Raw genomic sequence first — 15553 nt, 5'->3', positions numbered from 1 at the left:
CGAAAAGAGCCCGGCGCGCCTCGTGGCGGCCGGGCTCTTTTCAAGGTCCTGCGAGACTTACTTGCCGCGCAGCTTGCGGTGCTTCGACAGGTCGAGCACTTCGCTCGGGCCGTTGTCGTCCTGCAGCAGGCCGAGGCGGCGCGCGACTTCCTGGTAGGCCTCTTCTTCACCGCCGAGGTCGCGGCGGAAGCGGTCCTTGTCCAGCTTTTCGCCGGTGAACATGTCCCACAGGCGGCAGCCGTCAGGGCTGATCTCGTCCGCCAGGATCACGCGGCTGTAGTCGCCGTCCCAGATGCGGCCGAATTCGAGCTTGAAGTCCACGAGGCGAATGTTGATCGCCGCGAACATGCCGCACATGAAGTCGTTCACGCGGATCGCCATCGCCGAGATGTCCTGCATCTCTTCGTTGGTGGCCCAGCCGAAGCAGGCGATGTGCTCTTCGGCGATCATCGGATCGCCCAGCGCATCGTCCTTGTAGTAATATTCGATCAGCGTGTGCGGCAGGGGCTCGCCCTCAGGAATGCCCAGGCGCTTCGAGATCGAACCGGCCGCCACATTGCGCACCACGACCTCGATCGGGATGATCTCGACCTGGCGGACGAGCTGCTCGCGCATGTTGAGGCGGCGGATGAAGTGGTTGGGCACGCCAATGTGATTCAGGCGCGTGAACACGTACTCGCTGATGCGGTTGTTGATCACGCCCTTGCCCTGGATCGTGCCCTTTTTCTGCGCGTTGAACGCAGTGGCATCGTCCTTGAAATACTGAATCAGGGTGCCGGGTTCAGGGCCTTCGTAGAGGATCTTGGCCTTGCCCTCGTAGATCTGGCGGCGACGGGACATGCGTGTTCGTCCTTGAAACTGTATAAAGAGCAAACCCCGGCTTGTAGGACGTCGGGCGACCGCGGGCCGGGGCGTTCGAGCGGGCATATAATGGAAGCAGGGGTAAAAGCAAACCGGTTGGGCCCGTCCGGCAGGGGCGCCCATCGGCGGATCGCTCCAGAGCTATCCGTACGCCGGGGTCAGCGGCCCGATCCGGCGATTTCCGCCACGAGATTGCGGGCCGCCTCGCGCACCTGACGCCAGGTCGTCTCGAAGCCTTCGGGGCCGCCATAATAGGGATCTTCCACGTCCTGCCCTTCCAGTCCGGGCACATGGTCCAGGAGGAGCGAAAGGCGGGCGGAATGGCCGGCAGGGGCGATGCGCCTCAAATTCGCGAGATTGCTGGCGTCCAGCGCGACGATGCGGTCGAATCTGCGGAAGTCGTCGGCTTTGACCTGCCTGGCGCGATAGGATGAGATATCGATGCCGTGGCGGAGCGCCTCGGCGCAGGAGCGCGGGTCGGGGCCTTTGCCGATATGCCAGGCGCCGGTCCCGGCAGAGTCGATATCGAGGTCCAGTCCCGCTTCGTCCGCCGCCTCGCGAAGCGCCGCTTCGGCAACTGGGGAGCGGCAGATATTGCCGAGGCAGACGAAAAGGATGGACGCTGGAGGCACTACGGACATGGCGCCTAGCCTACAGGCGGTCGGTGCCGATCTCAAATGCGTTTGGAGGGTGGTCCGGGGTCAGCGATGCCCGAACAGGCGTTCGAGGAAAGTGGGCTGGTCCATCGGCTGGATGGGGCCATGGAAGCGGCGGCGCAGGCCGGGATCGAGCGGCGCGCGCGGCGTCCAGATCCGTTCCGAGCGATAAGTGCTGTCTTGCGTCAGGGCCATTGGCGGCTCCATTTCTAGGGATCATTCCTGAGAATAAACCCTAGGACGCGCGGAAAGTTTCCTTTTCCGCGCGCCGCGGAGCCGTTGTCCGAGGTTCAGCGGGCGAGGGCGCCGGCCTCTTCGGCGAGCTGGCGGACCATGGCGCCGACTTCCCGGCCCAGGAAGGGCTTGCCCAGCATGGGCCGCTCGCTGTGGTCCTTGGGCAGGTGCTGACGGTCGTAGCCGCTGACGAAGGCGAAGGGCGTGGACCTTGCTGCCAGTTCGTCCGCCACGGCGTCGATTCGCTCGCCATTCAGGTTGCCGTCCAGGAGGGCGAGGTCGGGGCCGGTCTCGCGGATCATGGCAATGGCCTGTTCGCAGGACGTGGCAGGGCCGAGAGCGATGGCGCCCGAGTCCTCGATCTCCATCATCAGTTCCATGGCCACCAGCGGCTCGTCCTCGACGATCAGCACCCGCAGGCCCTGCGGGCTCGGGCGGTGTGCCGCCGCATCGACGGCGAGGGCGTCGGCCGACATTGAGTCAGCGGCCAGGGAGATAACAGACTGAGGGCCAGCGGCCTCATGGATCGCCGCGGCGGGCGCGCCGCCAGCAGTTTCGCTTACCAGGAGCGGTGGCGGTTCGAGTGCGGCATCGTCGGCCAGCGGCAGTACCAGGTGCCAGCGCACGCCTTCGGGGGCATATTCGGCGCTGATGCGGGCGCCGTCGGCAGCCATGCTGCTTTCGATGAGGGTCGAGCCGAAGCCCCGGCGCTGCGGCGCGACGACCGGCGGACCGCCCCGTTCGCTCCATGTGAGCGAGAGGACATGGCGCGTCAGCGACCAGTCGAGCGCGACCGTGCCGGTCTCGTTGGACAAAGCGCCGTACTTGTGCGCGTTGGTGGCCAGCTCATGGAGGATCAGCGAAAAACGCAAGGCGAGTTCGGGCGGCAGGTCCACGTCGGGTCCGGCCAGGCGCAGCCGTTCCTCGCTCACGGCGCCGATCGCCACCTGGTCCGCGATGAGCCGGCGCAGGCTGGCGGGTTCCCAGGTCGTGGCGCTGAGGAGCGAATGGGCGCGGGCGAGAGACTGCAGGCGCCCACCGAACGATTGCTGGAATTCCTCCGCCGAACGGGCATGGCGGAACCCCTGCGAGGCGATGGCCTGCACTGTGGCCAGCGTGTTCTTCACGCGGTGGTTCAGCTCGCCGATCAGCAGGCGCTGCGTTTCCTCGGCGCGGTGGCGCTCGGTCACGTCGAGCAGTTCGATCATCACGCTGGCCCCGCGCGAGCCCGTGCCCGCCAGCGAGGAACAGTACCATTCGCCTTCGCGCAGAGCCTTGTCGGCCCGCAGGAAGCGGTGCTCCTGCGTTTCGCGGCGATCTTCCCCGCCGAGCAGGGCGCGCATGCCTTCGACGAAGCGCGCGCGGTCGGCCGGGGCCAGGAAGGGGGCTTCCTCCACTTTCAGGCCGAGCACGTCCTGCGCGGAGAAGCCGATCTCGCGCTCCGCGCTGCGATACCAGCTGACGATCCGCAAGTTGGCGTCGATCTCCAGCACGGCGAGCGGCGAATTGTCGCCGTGCGCGCGCAGGCGACCGAGCGCGAGGCCGAGTTCGTCGCGCTGGCGTGCGATCTCGCGGCGCTGGCGGGCGAGTTCGACGAAGACCGCGACCTTGGAGTTCAGCTCGACCATGTCGAGCGGCTTGAGCAGGTAATCGACGGCCCCGGCTTCGTAGCCACGGAACCGGCGGCGTTCGTCGGTGGCGAGCGCGGTCAGGAAGATGATGGGGACGGCGCGGGTACGCTCTGTACCGCGCATCAGTTCGGCCAGTTCGAAGCCGTCCATCTCGGGCATCATCACGTCGAGCAGGGCCAGCGCGAAATCGTCGCGCAGCATGGCTTCGAGCGCCTCGAAGCCGGACGAGACGGTGACGAGTTCGACACCCGGCTGGTCGAGCGCGGCTTCCAGGACGAGCAGGTTCTCCCGGATATCGTCCACGGCCAGGATCTTGAGCGGCTCATTCAGCAAAGGCGGCCTCCTGGACGTCGTGTTTGGTGCGTCGCCAGATCTTTTCCATTGGCGCGAACTCGGCGAAGCTATCGCCCTCTGCGGAGAAGTGCACGGTTTCCTTCGAGCCAAGCCCCAGGAATCCGCCGGGCGGAAGGGACTGCGCGAACAGGCCGAGCGCGCGGTCCTGAAGCGCCCTGTCGAAATAGATCAGCACGTTGCGGCTGGACACCAGTTGAACCTCGGAGAACACGGCGTCGCTCGCCAGATTGTGGTCGGCGAAGACCGCGCGGCGGCGCAGGGTCGGGTCGAACCGGGCCACGCCGTAGTTCGCGGTGTAATAGTCCGCAAGCGACCCCTGGCCGCCTGCCTCGTGATAATTGCGGGAAAAGCCTGCGATCCGGTCGATCTCGTAGACCCCGGCTTCCGCCTTGGCGAGGGCGGCGGGGTTGATGTCGGTGCAGTAGAACAAGGTGCGTTCTTCCAGCCCTTCCTCGCGGAACAGGATGGCCAGCGAGTAGAATTCCTCGCCATTGGCGCAGCCGGCCACCCAGACCTTGATCGAGGGCCAGGTGCGCAGATGCGGGATGACCTGTTCGCGGATGGCCCGGAAATACTCGGGGTCGCGGAACATCTCGCTGACCTGGATGGTCAGGAAACCGATCAGGACGTTGAGGCTCTCGGGATCGTGGAGAATCCGATCGAGCAGGCTGGAGAGGTGCGGATAGCCGAAATGGGATTGCGCCCGCTGCAGCCGGCGCAGCAGCGAGGCGCGGGAATAGTCCCGGAAATCGTACTGGTATCGCCGCCAGATCGCCTCGATGAGGAGGTCTACCTCGATATCCTCCACCGCTTCGACGGCGCGCCGTCCAAGGAGTTTCATCGCGGCATCCACACGCGGACGAGGCTGAGCAGCTTGTCGACGTCTAGCGGCTTGGAGAGATAGTCGTTGGCGCCGGCTTCCAGGCACTCGCGATGGTCGCGTTCCATGGCCTTGGCGGTGAGGGCGATGATCGGCAGGCCCTTCCACTGCGGGTTCTTGCGGATTTCGCGCGTGCAGGCGAGGCCGTCCATTTCCGGCATCATCACGTCCATCAGCACCAGGTCGACACCGACCCCGCCGCTGTCGCGGATATCGCTGTCCGCGACGCGGGCGAGTTCGTTCAGAGCCTCGATGCCGTTACGGGCGATGCGGACGTGGACGCCATGCGGTTCGAGCACCGAGGTGAGGGCGTAGATGTTGCGGATGTCGTCTTCCACCACCAGGATCTGGCGGCCTTCCAGCGCGGCATCGCGGCCCAGCGAGCGGGCGAGGAGCTGCTGCTTCTCGTCCGGCATCTCGGACACGACCTGGTGCAGGAACAGCGTCACTTCGTCGAGCAGGCGCTCGGGGCTCTTGGCGCCCTTGACGATGATCGACTTGGAATAGCGCCGCAGCCGCATCTCTTCCTCTTCGGAGAGTTCGCGGCCGGTATAGACGATCACCGGCGGGAAGCCGACGCTCTCGTCGTGGGAGAGACGTTCGAGCAGGTCGAGACCGGACATGTCGGGCAGGTTGAGATCCAGCACCATGCAGTCGAAGGTTTCCTCGCCAAGGCGGGCAAGGCAGTCGGCGGCGCTCTGGACGTCCACGGTCTCGACATCGCGCGAGGCGAGGAGGAGGTGGATCGCCTCGGCCTGGCGGGGGTCGTCCTCCACCACCAGCACGCGGCGCAGGCGTTGGTCCATGCGGGCTTCGAGGCCCTCCAGCATGCCTACCAGCGTGTCGCGGCTGACCGGCTTGAACAGATAGCCCACCGCGCCGCTGGCCAGCGCGGCATGGTCGTCGTGATCGGCAGAGACGATGTGGACGGGGATGTGGCGCGTGCGGGTGTCGCGCTTGATGCGGTCGAGCACGGAAAGCCCGGTGTGGTCGGGCAGGTGCATGTCCAGGATCACCGCCTGCGGCAGATATTGCCGGGCGAGCAGGGCGCCTTCGTCGGCCGTGCCCGCGATCAGGCATTCGAAGCCCACTTCATGCGCCAGATCACTGAGAATCCGGGCAAAAGCGGGGTCATCCTCGACGATCAGGATGACGCGGGAATCACCCGAAAGCGTCTCGCGGTCGTCGGAAGGAGCAGGGCCGCGGCGGGTCGCGGGGGCTGTCGTCTGCGATGCGGCCGGGGTGGGCGTGGGGCTGGACCGGCCCGGGATCAGCGGGGTGCTGGCGGTATCGCCGGGCGTGAAGGTCTCGGGCAGTTCCAGAGTGAACACGCTGCCCGTGCCGGGCGTGCTGTCCACCGTGATGGTGCCGCCGAGCAAGTGCGCCAGTTCGCGGGAGATCGACAGGCCCAGCCCGGTGCCGCCGTACTTGCGGGCGATGCCGCCGTCCGCCTGGCGGAAGGCCTCGAAGATCGCGTCCTGCTGGTCCGTGGGAATGCCGGGGCCGGTGTCGCGCACCGCGAAGGCGATGCGGCCTTTCGCGGCCCGCGCGACGACGAGCGAGACTTCGCCCTGCGAGGTGAACTTGATGGCGTTGGAGAGGAAGTTCTTGAGCACCTGCTCCAGCCGCAGCGGGTCGGTCTCGATCTCGGTCACGCCCTCGGCCGCATGCATCGTCAGCGACAGGCCCTTGCCCGAGGCTGCGGCGGAGAAAGTGTTCTCCAGCTTGCCGAGCATGGCGTCCATCGGCACGCGGTGCGGTTCCAGTTCGAGCCGCCCGGCCTCGATCTTGGAAATGTCGAGCACGTCGTTGATCAGCGTCAGCAGATCGTTGCCGGAAGATTCGATGGTCTCGGCATAACGGACCTGCTCGCCCGAGAGGTTGCCCTGGCGATTGTCGGCCAGGAGGCGGGCCATGATGAGCAGCGAATTGAGCGGCGTACGCAGTTCGTGGCTCATATTGGCGAGGAATTCGGACTTGTAGCGGCTCGCCTGTTCCAACTCGTCCGTCTGGCTGCGCAGGCGGGTCTGCGAACGGGTCAGTTCATCGCGCTGAGCTTCGAGCGACTGGGCCTGTTCCTCGAGCTGCGAATTGCTGCGCTCCAGCTCGGCCTGCTGCTCTTCGAGCTGGGTCTGAGAGTGAAGCAGCAGCTTGCTCTGCGCTTCCAGTTCGTCGTTGGTGGCGCGCAGTTCCTCGCTCTGGTTCTGGAGTTCCTCGGCCTGCTGCTGGGTCTCCGAAAGCAGGTGTTCCAGGCGGGCGCGATACTTGGCCGAACGCAGGGTGATGCCGAGCGAACTGCCGACGAGATCGAGGAAGGCGGCGAGGTCTTCCGGCCGCGCTTCCGGCGTGTCGAGGAAACCGAGTTCGACCACGGCATTGACCGTACCGTCGACGTGGGGCGCGCCCAGCACCAGCCGGGCCGGCGTTGCCTGGCCGAGCGCGGTTCCGAACGAGAGGTAGCCTGCCGGAACGCGGGCGATGGTGGTGGTGCGGCCATGGCGCATGACTTCGCCGAGCAGGCTCTCGCCCGGCTCCATGCGCTCGGGAACGGTGGCTCCGGCCGGCACGCCATATGTGGCGATCTTGCGGAAGGCGCCATCGTCCTTGACGTAGAGGGCGCCGGCGATCGCGCCGAAGCGCTCGGCCAGGAAGGAGAGGGTGCGGCTGCCCAGTTCGTCCAGCGCGATGCTGCCGGCTGTGGCCCGCGCCAGGTCCGTCTCGCTTTCGCGCAGCCATTGCTGGTGACGGTTGTCGTTACGGTAGCGGATGAGGAAGAAACCGATGACCGCCAGCAGGATATTGGTGATGCCCGACAAGGCGCGGTTCGTCATCGCCACTTCCAGGCCCAGCCCCTGCGGCGCCATGAAATAGGCGACGATGGTGCAGCCGATCCCGGAGATGGCGGCCAGCAGCGGCGTCACCGGGCGGCGGGCGACAAAGGCGATCACCGTGGGCAGCAGGTAGAGAACGCTCACCCCCGTTCCCAGGGGAATGGTGGCGTCGATCAGGAGGCAGAGCCCCAGGGTAATGATAATGACGAGCGCTAGCTGGACGTGAGGACTGAAAGCCTTGCTGGGCGACATTATGAATCTCAAGGGGAAACGCCGGCTGCAGGCGGACCGCTCCTCCCCCCAAACTTCAAGGGCGGTCCCCGGATCGGGAGGTTGAACGCAGGCAGGGTTCCATCGGTTCCCGAGGGAACGTGATAAATCTTATATTACCCAAGATTTTCGAGGTTTCGTGAAGCGCAGCGGCGCAGGGTGAGTGAGGGTTTCATTAAGTAAGTTCCGGTAGGGCGTGCTGAAATCCCGACGAACTTCGCCGAAAGACTGGTCCTCCGATGCGCAGAATCACTCACCAGTTGCACCGCCTCCTCAAGGACATATCCGGCAATATCCTGCCGATGGCGGCCATCGGCATGGTCGTGGCGGCGGCGATCGTGGGATCGGCCATCGATCTCAGCCGCAACTTCAAGGTGGAGAACCAGCTCCAGGCCGCCTGCGACTCCGCGGTGCTGGCGGCGCGGCGCACCGTGGCGACGGACGCGGATTCGACGACGCCGGTCAACGGACTGGCGCCGTCCGTCCACACCGTGGCAGACAACTACTTCAAGACCAATTTCGACGATTCCACTCTTGGCACGGGCACCACGAACTTCGAGGTGTCTTCCCCGGACAAGGGCCAGACCGTCGAGGGCACGGCCGCGACCGTGCTGGACACCGTGGTCATGCGCCTGTTCGGGTTCAACAATTTCGCTCTGAGCGTGAAATGCACATCGTCCATGGGCATCGGCAATGCCGACGTGATGATGGTGCTGGATACCACCGGCTCGATGGCGGAATCGCTGAGCGGATCGACCCGCATCGCCGCGCTGCGCAGCGCGATGAAGAACTTCTACACCACGGTTTCCGGCGCGACCAAGGAAACCAATGCCCGTGTGCGCTACGGCTTCGTGCCCTACAGTTCGTCGGTCAACGTCGGCAAGCTGCTCAACGCCGTGGACAAGAGCTACATCGCCGACAGCTGGAACTACCAGTCGCGCGTGCCGATCTTCCTGAACGTCGCAAATGGGACGAAGACGGGGACTTCGGTAGACTATTCCAATCCCACATCGAAAACGACCCAGGGCAATACCGGCTACAACCAAAACCAGTGCTCGAAGAATTTGCCGTCCAGCCAGACGAGCTATTCGGACAACGGCTCGTCCACGTCCGAGACCACGATGTCCGGCACGAGCCCGAATATCATCGTTACGATTGTGACCAAGCAGCCCCAGCAAATGCTGACGTACGAATGCAAGAGCAGCAAAGGCACGTATTATATTTATACGACCACCTACTCGCGCACGAAGACGACCACTGACACTTACAAGAACGCCACGAATTCTACAAATGTGAAGGGTTCTACCTTCGACCATTGGGAATATCGCCAGGTCACCGGCGTCGATACGTCCAAGTTCAAGACGTTCGGCTCTACCCCCGTGCTCAACGGCAATAACGGCGCGTCCGTTTCCTACACCTGGGGCGGTTGCATCGAGGAGCGCAGCACGTCGAACACGGCGAACTTCAGCTACAACTCGATCACGGGCCTCAGCCCGTCGACGGCGCTGGACATCGATATCGACAGCGCGCCAACGTCGGATGCCAAGACCAAGTGGGGCCCGCTCTGGCCGGAGATCTCCTACCGCCGTGCGGGCAGCAGTTCCAGCACCTGGACACGCAACACGACGACGGATGGCGCATCGGCCGGAACCTATTGCCCCGCCGAAGCGAAGCTCCTGACCGAGATGGACCAGTCCAGCTTCAACACTTACGCGAACTCGCTGACGGCGGTGGGCGGCACTTACCTCGACATCGGCATGATCTGGGGCGGGCGGATGCTCTCGCCCGACGGTATCTTCAAAGACACGGTGAACCTGGAGCCCACCAACGGCGGTGAAGTCGCCCGGCACATCATCTTCATGACCGACGGCCAGATGGACACGTCCAACTATGTGCCGACGGCCTGGGGCATGGACTGGTGGGACCTGCGCACGACGGCCGGCGGCTCGGAAAGCGATGCCGACGCGCGCCACACGTCGCGCTTCCTCGCCGTCTGCGAGGCGATCAAGGCCAAGGGTATCCGCGTCTGGGTGATCGCCTTCACTTCGGGGCTTTCCACCGACCTGAAGACCTGCGCCTCCGACGACAGTTCCTATGTCGCCACCAACGCCACCGATCTCAACACCGCGTTCCAGGAAATCGCCAAGCAGGTCGGCGAACTGAGGATCACCGAGTGATGCTGCGCCGCCTGTCGCATTCGGCTGCCGGAGCGCTCCGGCGCCTCCGGGCCGACTGCCGGGCCGATACCCGGGGCGTGACCGCGATCGAGTTCGCCGTGGCGGGCCCGGTCCTCATCATCCTGCTCATGGGCATCTTCGATCTTGGCCACATGGCTTACATCCGCGCCGTGCTCCAGGGCGGCGTACAGCAAGTGGCCCGCAACGGCACGCTGGAGACTGCCGAGACGGAAGCGGGCGATGCCTATGTCAAGCGACTGGTCGACGGCGTCGCGCCGGGAGCCAAAGTGGAAATCACGCGGTCGAGCTATTTCGACTTCACCGACATCGCCCGGCCGGAGGCCTGGAACGACAAGAACAACAACAGCATCTGCGACAATGGCGAATCCTACACGGACGAGAACAAGAACGGCCATTGGGACGCCGATGTCGGCAAGAGCGGCAATGGCGGCGCGAACGACGTGGTCGTTTACACCGTGAAGGTCACGTATACGCCCGTGTTCCCCGTTCCCGGACTGACCGACGGGAACACCAAGCGCACGCTCTCGGCCACGGCCGTCAGGAAGAACCAGCCTTACGCCCTTCAGCAGGCGGTAGGCTCGGCAGCAGGGACCTGCCAATGATGGCATCGCCGAACAGGCCGAAGGACTGGCCGCGCTGCGCCGCGCTCCTGCACCGTCTGCGCGAGGACCAGAGCGGCGTCTCGTTCATCGAACTGGCGCTTATCCTGCCGGTGCTGCTGACCCTGGGGCTTTACGGCACCGAAGTGGCGATGATGGCCATGACCAACATGCAGGTCGGCGAAATCGCGACGTCCGTGGCGGACAATGCCTCCCGCCTCGGGCAGACGGACAACAGCACCGTCAGCCCGACGGTCAAGGAAGCGCAAGTCGATTCGGTCATGTGGGGCGCCCTGAAAGAGGGCAGCAGCTTCGATTTCGAAACCAATGGCCGCGTCGTCCTGTCCAGCCTGGAATACGACAGCGATACCAAGCGGCAGTTCATCCACTGGCAGCGGTGCCGCGGCGATCTGGACCGCAAGTCAGCTTATGGTGAGGCGGATCCCTACAAGACCGGCCCGGTGCTGGACGGCATGGGTGTGAAGGACCACAAGATCTACTCGGTGCCCAATTCCGCAGTGATGTTCGTGGAAGTCTACTACCACTACCAGCCGCTGTTCGGGACGATGTTCGTGAAGGACCAGGTGTTCAAGCACGAGGCGGCCTTCCTGATTCGCGACGACCGCAGCCTCAACCCCAGCGGCACCAAGAACGGCATTACCGGAACCGGCAGCCAGTCGCTCTGCACCTGAGGCGAAGGCCCTTGGGGCCCGCCCCTTGCAGGGATGTTTTCAGATCTGCGGAAAAAACGAATTGGTCGGGGAGACAGGATTCGAACCTGCGACATCTTGCTCCCAAAGCAAGCGCGCTACCGGGCTGCGCCACTCCCCGACCCTTCGGTCGTCGATGTTGATCCGGGACCAGAAGTCCCGGTGCCGTTGGTGGGCCCGGCAGGATTCGAACCCGCGACCTAGCCGTTATGAGCGGCCAGCTCTAACCGCTGAGCTACAGGCCCCAACTGCCACGCCCGGCTCCATCGACGAGGCCGGACGAGAAGCCCGTTAGCTTGGCAATTCGTTCTGCGCAAGCGCTACGCTGGACATGATGTTGGCAACATTGCTCGGTTTTACACCGCGGCGTTCCAGATGCGCGAAAAGTGTGCGCCACCAGCCGTAGAGCGCGTCCAGATCCTGCGCGTCCCGCACGTAAGGCGTATAGCCGGGAACGAGCGAGGGGCTGTGGAAGGAGAAGACCAGCACCGGCAACCCGGCATCGATGGCCACGTCGACACCGCGCAGCGCTTCCTCGGCCGTGATTCCCTCCGGCGTCAGGGGGATGCGCTCCAGCAGTCCGGCACGGGCGAGGGCGCCGCGCAGCTGCGGCATGCGCCAGAGCGCGGGGTATATCGTATTGCCAAGCTGCCGCAGCGGTCCCCAATAGACGGTGGTCAGCGGCAGTTCGAGCAGCCGCCGCGCGTTGTCCGTCCAATAAGGTTGCAGCGGATGGGTGCGATAGTTCGGCCCGCCGGAAGCGCTGTAGTCGAACCGCGCGCGTACCGAAGTGTCGATGGCGATGCCGAATTCGTCCAGGATCTCGGCAGTGCGCGGGCCGAGCCCGTAGCGTCCGGCCCGGTAGATGCGCGGCGCCGTGCCGAAAGCCTCGACGATTCGGCCGTGAAGGCGCGCGAACTTCTCGCGCTCCAGTTCGAAGCCCAGGTTCCCGGCGTAGGAGTTGAACTCGGTCACGGCCTCGTCGAACGGGGGGTTCACCCAGGGGTGAAGCTGGACGCCCACTTCCGCCCGCCCGGCCGCGACCGCTTCGCCGATGGCTTCGGGTGCCAGCGGCGAATCGGCGACCGGATAATCCACGAGATAGATCGGCACGACGCCGAACTCCTCGCAGAACTGCTGGAACGTGCGCAGTGCCGGGACGGAAAGCGTGCCATGCCCGTGCCGGTCGAGCGGCGCGTTCCAGTCGAACTCTTCCTCGGTATCGACCGTGACGATGAAACGCTGGCCGAATCCCTCGCTGAATTGCGCAAGGGCATCGGCGCGCGGCGGCAGGAGGAGGTTGGTCCCCGGCAAGACAGAATATTCCCTCAATCGGGTCGCATCCGACAGAACGACAATATGGACGAAGCGGCTCCGGGACCAGGCAGGCTGGCCTGCGAATCCGCAAGTACGGCAGGAACGGCCTAGAGGAAAAGTGTTCCGCTTCGGTAAAGGGGCGGGACGAAAGTCTTCCCCCGCACGGTCTGGAACCCTCTCCGCGAGGGGCTCAGAGCGCGCGGCTTTCGGCGTCCTGCGCGCGGCCCAGCGCCGATGCCGCAAAGGCGGGGAGCGACAGCCGCAGCTCGTCGCCGTCGCGCTGGAGGCTGCCGCCGGCAGCGTCGGCTTCGGCCGCTGCCAGGCGTAAGGTGAAGCCGATGCCGAACATGCCGGTGGAAAGCGACTGGCCGCGCTCGCTCACCGGCGTTTCGAACAGGCTCTGGGCATCGCGCGCCAGCAGCAGCGAGGGCAAGGTCACTCGCATGGCCACGCGCCCGTTCTCCACGGCGAGCCGGACCGGCAGCAGTTCGTGCGGCGCAGTCATCCCTGCGAGTACGGCGAAGACGCGCCATATCATACGCTCGATCTCGGTCCGCTCGATGGCGATCGGCAGCGCCGGCCCGCCCGTTTCGGGAAGGACGAAACCACTGCCGCGCGGCTCGGTCCAGGCCTTGAGGCGCGCAACGGTCTCGGACAGGACGGCGACGAGGTCGCTTTCGCCCGATTCGATGCCGAGGGCGCCCGATTCGAGCTTTACCAACCGGTCGAGTTCCTCGAATCCGGCCAGGATATGGGCGCAGTCCCCGGCGATGGCCGCGGCAAGGGCGCGATATTCGTGCGGCGCAGGGCCGTAGAGCTGCTGCTGGATGATCTCCGCGGCGACCTGGATGGCATTGGCCGGCGTGCGCAGTTCGTGCAACACCTGGCGCATGCGGTCCGCCTCGCTGGGTTCGGCGGCCGGGGCCGCGTCGACGGCGGCGATCTTGCCGGGGCGGCGCAGGCGCCCGGCATAGCCTGTGAATCGGCCGCTCGCGGGGTCGAAGTGCGGCACGGCATCCACTTGCCAGGCACCGCTCACGGCAGGAGCGCCGGTGATCTCGATGGCAACCGCGCGGAGGGGTTGGCGGTGCCGGATGGAAAGTGCCAGACCGGGAATATGCATCGAGGCCATCTGCACGGACGGCAGCGGCGCTGCAGGATCGAGCGGCTCACTCACCATCGGGTCGAGCGCCGCGAGGTTGAGGCCGATCAGCGCGCTGGCATGGGAACCGTCGGCCCAGCAGACGCGGCCTTCCGAATCCGTCGCGAAATCCATGGCGACGGGGGCGCTGGCGCTGGGCGAATCGCCCAAAGGCAGGCGGGGAGAGCCGCCGGCAATGCCCGGTGCGTGATGCTCGCGTGCCTTGCGGAATTCCTCGATGCGGCGGACGATCGCGCCGATGCCGTCGCCGCCTTCTATGCCGGTCCCGCCGCCGCTGGTCTCCAGCCCGCTGCGCAGCGCGGCCGAACGGCGCGAGGTGGCGGCCTGTTCGAAATCGGCAAAGGAAATCGGCTCGGCGCCCCGCGGGTGCTCCGTCTCCGGTTCCTCTTCGGCGTCCGGCAGTTCGGCTTCGTCGAGCAAGTCGAAAGGTTCGCCCTCAACGGGCGTCTGAGGCGCGGCGTGGTTTTCGCTCGCGGCCTCGCTCGGAAACTGAATTTCGAAAGTGGAAACGGAGACTTCCAGGACTTGCGCGTTCGGGGCGGGTGGCAGGCCGCGATCCTGGATGCCCAGACGGTCGAGCAGCGCGCCGACTTCCGGGCCGAGATCGCGGCGGTGGCGCAAGATGCCGCGGGCGCGCACGGGCAGGGCGGGCACGAGGCGAAGCCAGCCCGCTTCGTCCAGTCGCGCCGTGCCGATGGCAGCCAGGGCGACCTCGGGTTCCGCTTCGGCGAACAGGGCCAGAAGACGGGCATTGGTCAGGGGCTGGAGCGGCTGGCGCACCAGCCGCGCACGGTCTGCCGCGCCGATCTGTGCGCCGAGTTCTTCGACCCGGGCAAAGCCGGCCTCGATGGCGTCGGAACGGGCGTCCTCGGGCAGGCGCCCCAGGATGTCGATCAACTGCCGGTACTGGATGCGCGCCAGCGCGTCCCCGGAGGACGGCAGGCGCAGTACCGTGGCAAGGCGATCGTCGAAATGCATTCCGGCTCCATAGGCGGTCTGCAAGCCCTTGCGAAGCCGCCCTATCCCTATTGTTACCCGAAGTAGGCCCTTAGAGGTTAAGTCAGGGTCACCAAGCGGCGAACTTTACTTCGAAAAATGCAGCGGCGCCCGTGTTTCCTGCCCGCCCGGTAGGAGGCTTTGCCGGTCTTCCATGTTCCGCCGATGGGGGAAAGGAGCCGGAAAGGCCCGCAAATCCGGCCGCCGGCCTATGCGAAAACGCTCTCTAGCAAACTGTGCAGACGCTGTAAGTCGGCAGATTGTAGGCGTTGCAATGCGGGACGATTACGCTAAGGGATAATATTATTACAGGGGTGTCAGCGTTTTCGAGTGGATATTGCATGCCGGATCACGCTGCGCGCCCGCAAGGAAAGTTTCGCATGATTAATCTCGATGACATCGATCGCCGCTTGCTTGCAGAGTTGCAGGACGAAGGCCGCATCACCAATGTCGAACTCGCCCAGCGCGTCGGTCTCACCGCTCCGCCGTGCCTGCGCCGTGTGCGCAGCCTGGAGGAATCGGGCATCATCCAGGGCTACCACGCCGATCTGGACGCTTCGAAGCTGGGCTTCACCATCACCGTCTTCGCGCTGGTCAGCCTGAAGAGCCAGGCCGAGGAATCGCTGCGCGCCTTCGAGGACCACATGAAGGGTCTGCCCGAAGTGCGCGAGTGCCACATGCTCAACGGCGAGATCGACTTCATTCTGAAGATCGTCAGTCGCGACCTGCAGAGCTTCCAGGAATTCCTCACCAGCAAGCTGACGCCCGCACCGAACGTGGACAGCGTCAAGACCTCGCTGACGATCCGCACCGCCAAAAGCGTGCCGGGCGTTCCGCTGGAAGCCTGAAAGCGA

12 protein-coding genes and 2 tRNA genes are annotated in these 15553 nt (G+C 65.3%); 4 read left to right on the top strand and 10 right to left on the bottom strand.

Features of this window, described 5'->3' with window-relative positions; all coding sequences use genetic code 11:
* Positions 1-57 precede the first annotated feature (57 nt).
* The 6 genes from purC to ACZ1J6_RS12965 all read right to left on the bottom strand — a co-directional run bounded on the left by purC (position 58) and on the right by ACZ1J6_RS12965 (position 7699).
* On the bottom strand, positions 58-840 hold the full coding sequence (purC, locus tag ACZ1J6_RS12990; protein WP_132263291.1) for a phosphoribosylaminoimidazolesuccinocarboxamide synthase: 783 nt from the start codon (positions 838-840) through the stop codon (positions 58-60).
* Positions 841-1019: 179 nt separating this feature from the next.
* Positions 1020-1502 carry a low molecular weight protein-tyrosine-phosphatase gene (locus ACZ1J6_RS12985; RefSeq protein ID WP_431566882.1) on the bottom strand — a complete coding sequence of 161 codons (483 nt, stop codon included), beginning with the start codon at positions 1500-1502 and terminating at the stop codon, positions 1020-1022.
* Positions 1503-1562: 60 nt separating this feature from the next.
* Entirely contained in the window at positions 1563-1712 is a 150-nt protein-coding gene (locus tag ACZ1J6_RS12980; protein ID WP_021235825.1) for a hypothetical protein, read from the bottom strand.
* 95 nt (positions 1713-1807) lie between these two features.
* A complete protein-coding gene (locus ACZ1J6_RS12975; RefSeq protein WP_431566881.1) occupies positions 1808-3715 on the bottom strand; it encodes a response regulator in 1908 nt (635 codons plus the stop codon).
* A complete protein-coding gene (locus ACZ1J6_RS12970; protein ID WP_431566880.1) occupies positions 3705-4577 on the bottom strand; it encodes a CheR family methyltransferase in 873 nt (290 codons plus the stop codon). The genes ACZ1J6_RS12975 and ACZ1J6_RS12970 overlap by 11 nt, the downstream gene beginning before the upstream one ends.
* On the bottom strand, positions 4574-7699 hold the full coding sequence (locus ACZ1J6_RS12965; protein ID WP_431566879.1) for a response regulator: 3126 nt from the start codon (positions 7697-7699) through the stop codon (positions 4574-4576). Before ACZ1J6_RS12965 ends, ACZ1J6_RS12970 begins: the two co-directional genes overlap by 4 nt.
* Before the next feature lie 257 nt (positions 7700-7956).
* Here ACZ1J6_RS12965 and ACZ1J6_RS12960 point away from each other — a divergent pair, with 257 nt between their 5' ends.
* Genes ACZ1J6_RS12960 through ACZ1J6_RS12950 form a run of 3 tightly spaced genes read left to right on the top strand, consistent with a single transcriptional unit; the run spans position 7957 to position 11206 of the window.
* Entirely contained in the window at positions 7957-9894 is a 1938-nt protein-coding gene (locus tag ACZ1J6_RS12960) for a TadE/TadG family type IV pilus assembly protein (protein WP_431566878.1), read from the top strand.
* Positions 9894-10517, top strand: coding sequence for a TadE/TadG family type IV pilus assembly protein (locus ACZ1J6_RS12955; protein WP_132264156.1), 624 nt, complete (start codon positions 9894-9896; stop codon positions 10515-10517). Before ACZ1J6_RS12960 ends, ACZ1J6_RS12955 begins: the two co-directional genes overlap by 1 nt.
* The gene (locus tag ACZ1J6_RS12950; RefSeq protein WP_431566877.1) at positions 10517-11206 is read left to right on the top strand and encodes a TadE/TadG family type IV pilus assembly protein; all 690 of its coding nucleotides are present in this window, start codon (positions 10517-10519) and stop codon (positions 11204-11206) included. The genes ACZ1J6_RS12955 and ACZ1J6_RS12950 overlap by 1 nt, the downstream gene beginning before the upstream one ends.
* A 62-nt stretch (positions 11207-11268) precedes the next feature.
* On the opposite strand, the gene ACZ1J6_RS12945 is transcribed toward ACZ1J6_RS12950, so the two are convergent.
* The 4 genes from ACZ1J6_RS12945 to ACZ1J6_RS12930 all read right to left on the bottom strand — a co-directional run bounded on the left by ACZ1J6_RS12945 (position 11269) and on the right by ACZ1J6_RS12930 (position 14681).
* Positions 11269-11345: transfer RNA gene (locus ACZ1J6_RS12945), tRNA-Pro, on the bottom strand.
* A 48-nt stretch (positions 11346-11393) separates the two neighbouring features.
* Positions 11394-11469, bottom strand: a tRNA-Ile gene (locus ACZ1J6_RS12940).
* Between the two features lie 46 nt (positions 11470-11515).
* Positions 11516-12538, bottom strand: coding sequence for a polysaccharide deacetylase family protein (locus ACZ1J6_RS12935; RefSeq protein WP_431566876.1), 1023 nt, complete (start codon positions 12536-12538; stop codon positions 11516-11518).
* A gap of 193 nt (positions 12539-12731) precedes the next feature.
* Positions 12732-14681 (bottom strand): histidine kinase, encoded by a 1950-nt coding sequence (locus ACZ1J6_RS12930; protein ID WP_431566875.1) that lies wholly within the window; start codon positions 14679-14681, stop codon positions 12732-12734.
* Positions 14682-15079: 398 nt separating this feature from the next.
* On the opposite strand from ACZ1J6_RS12930, the gene ACZ1J6_RS12925 reads away from it, so the two are divergent.
* Entirely contained in the window at positions 15080-15547 is a 468-nt protein-coding gene (locus ACZ1J6_RS12925; RefSeq protein WP_031342574.1) for an Lrp/AsnC family transcriptional regulator, read from the top strand.
* Positions 15548-15553: the final 6 nt, after the last annotated feature.

This window comes from Novosphingobium sp. BL-S-21 (assembly GCF_055521655.1).
Note: the sequence above shows the minus strand (reverse complement) of the source record. Positions and strands in the feature narration are given on the sequence as shown.

Bases quoted from the DNA above. Each gene is read 5' to 3' on its own strand.
- purC (WP_132263291.1), bottom strand. From the start codon at position 840: ATGTCCCGTCGCCGCCAGATCTACGAGGGCAAGGCCAAGATCCTCTAC.
- ACZ1J6_RS12985 (WP_431566882.1), bottom strand. From the start codon at position 1,502: ATGTCCGTAGTGCCTCCAGCGTCCATCCTTTTCGTCTGCCTCGGCAAT.
- ACZ1J6_RS12980 (WP_021235825.1), bottom strand. From the start codon at position 1,712: ATGGCCCTGACGCAAGACAGCACTTATCGCTCGGAACGGATCTGGACG.
- ACZ1J6_RS12970 (WP_431566880.1), bottom strand. From the start codon at position 4,577: ATGAAACTCCTTGGACGGCGCGCCGTCGAAGCGGTGGAGGATATCGAG.
- ACZ1J6_RS12965 (WP_431566879.1), bottom strand. From the start codon at position 7,699: ATGTCGCCCAGCAAGGCTTTCAGTCCTCACGTCCAGCTAGCGCTCGTC.
- ACZ1J6_RS12960 (WP_431566878.1), top strand. From the start codon at position 7,957: ATGCGCAGAATCACTCACCAGTTGCACCGCCTCCTCAAGGACATATCC.
- ACZ1J6_RS12955 (WP_132264156.1), top strand. From the start codon at position 9,894: ATGCTGCGCCGCCTGTCGCATTCGGCTGCCGGAGCGCTCCGGCGCCTC.
- ACZ1J6_RS12950 (WP_431566877.1), top strand. From the start codon at position 10,517: ATGGCATCGCCGAACAGGCCGAAGGACTGGCCGCGCTGCGCCGCGCTC.
- ACZ1J6_RS12930 (WP_431566875.1), bottom strand. From the start codon at position 14,681: ATGCATTTCGACGATCGCCTTGCCACGGTACTGCGCCTGCCGTCCTCC.
- ACZ1J6_RS12925 (WP_031342574.1), top strand. From the start codon at position 15,080: ATGATTAATCTCGATGACATCGATCGCCGCTTGCTTGCAGAGTTGCAG.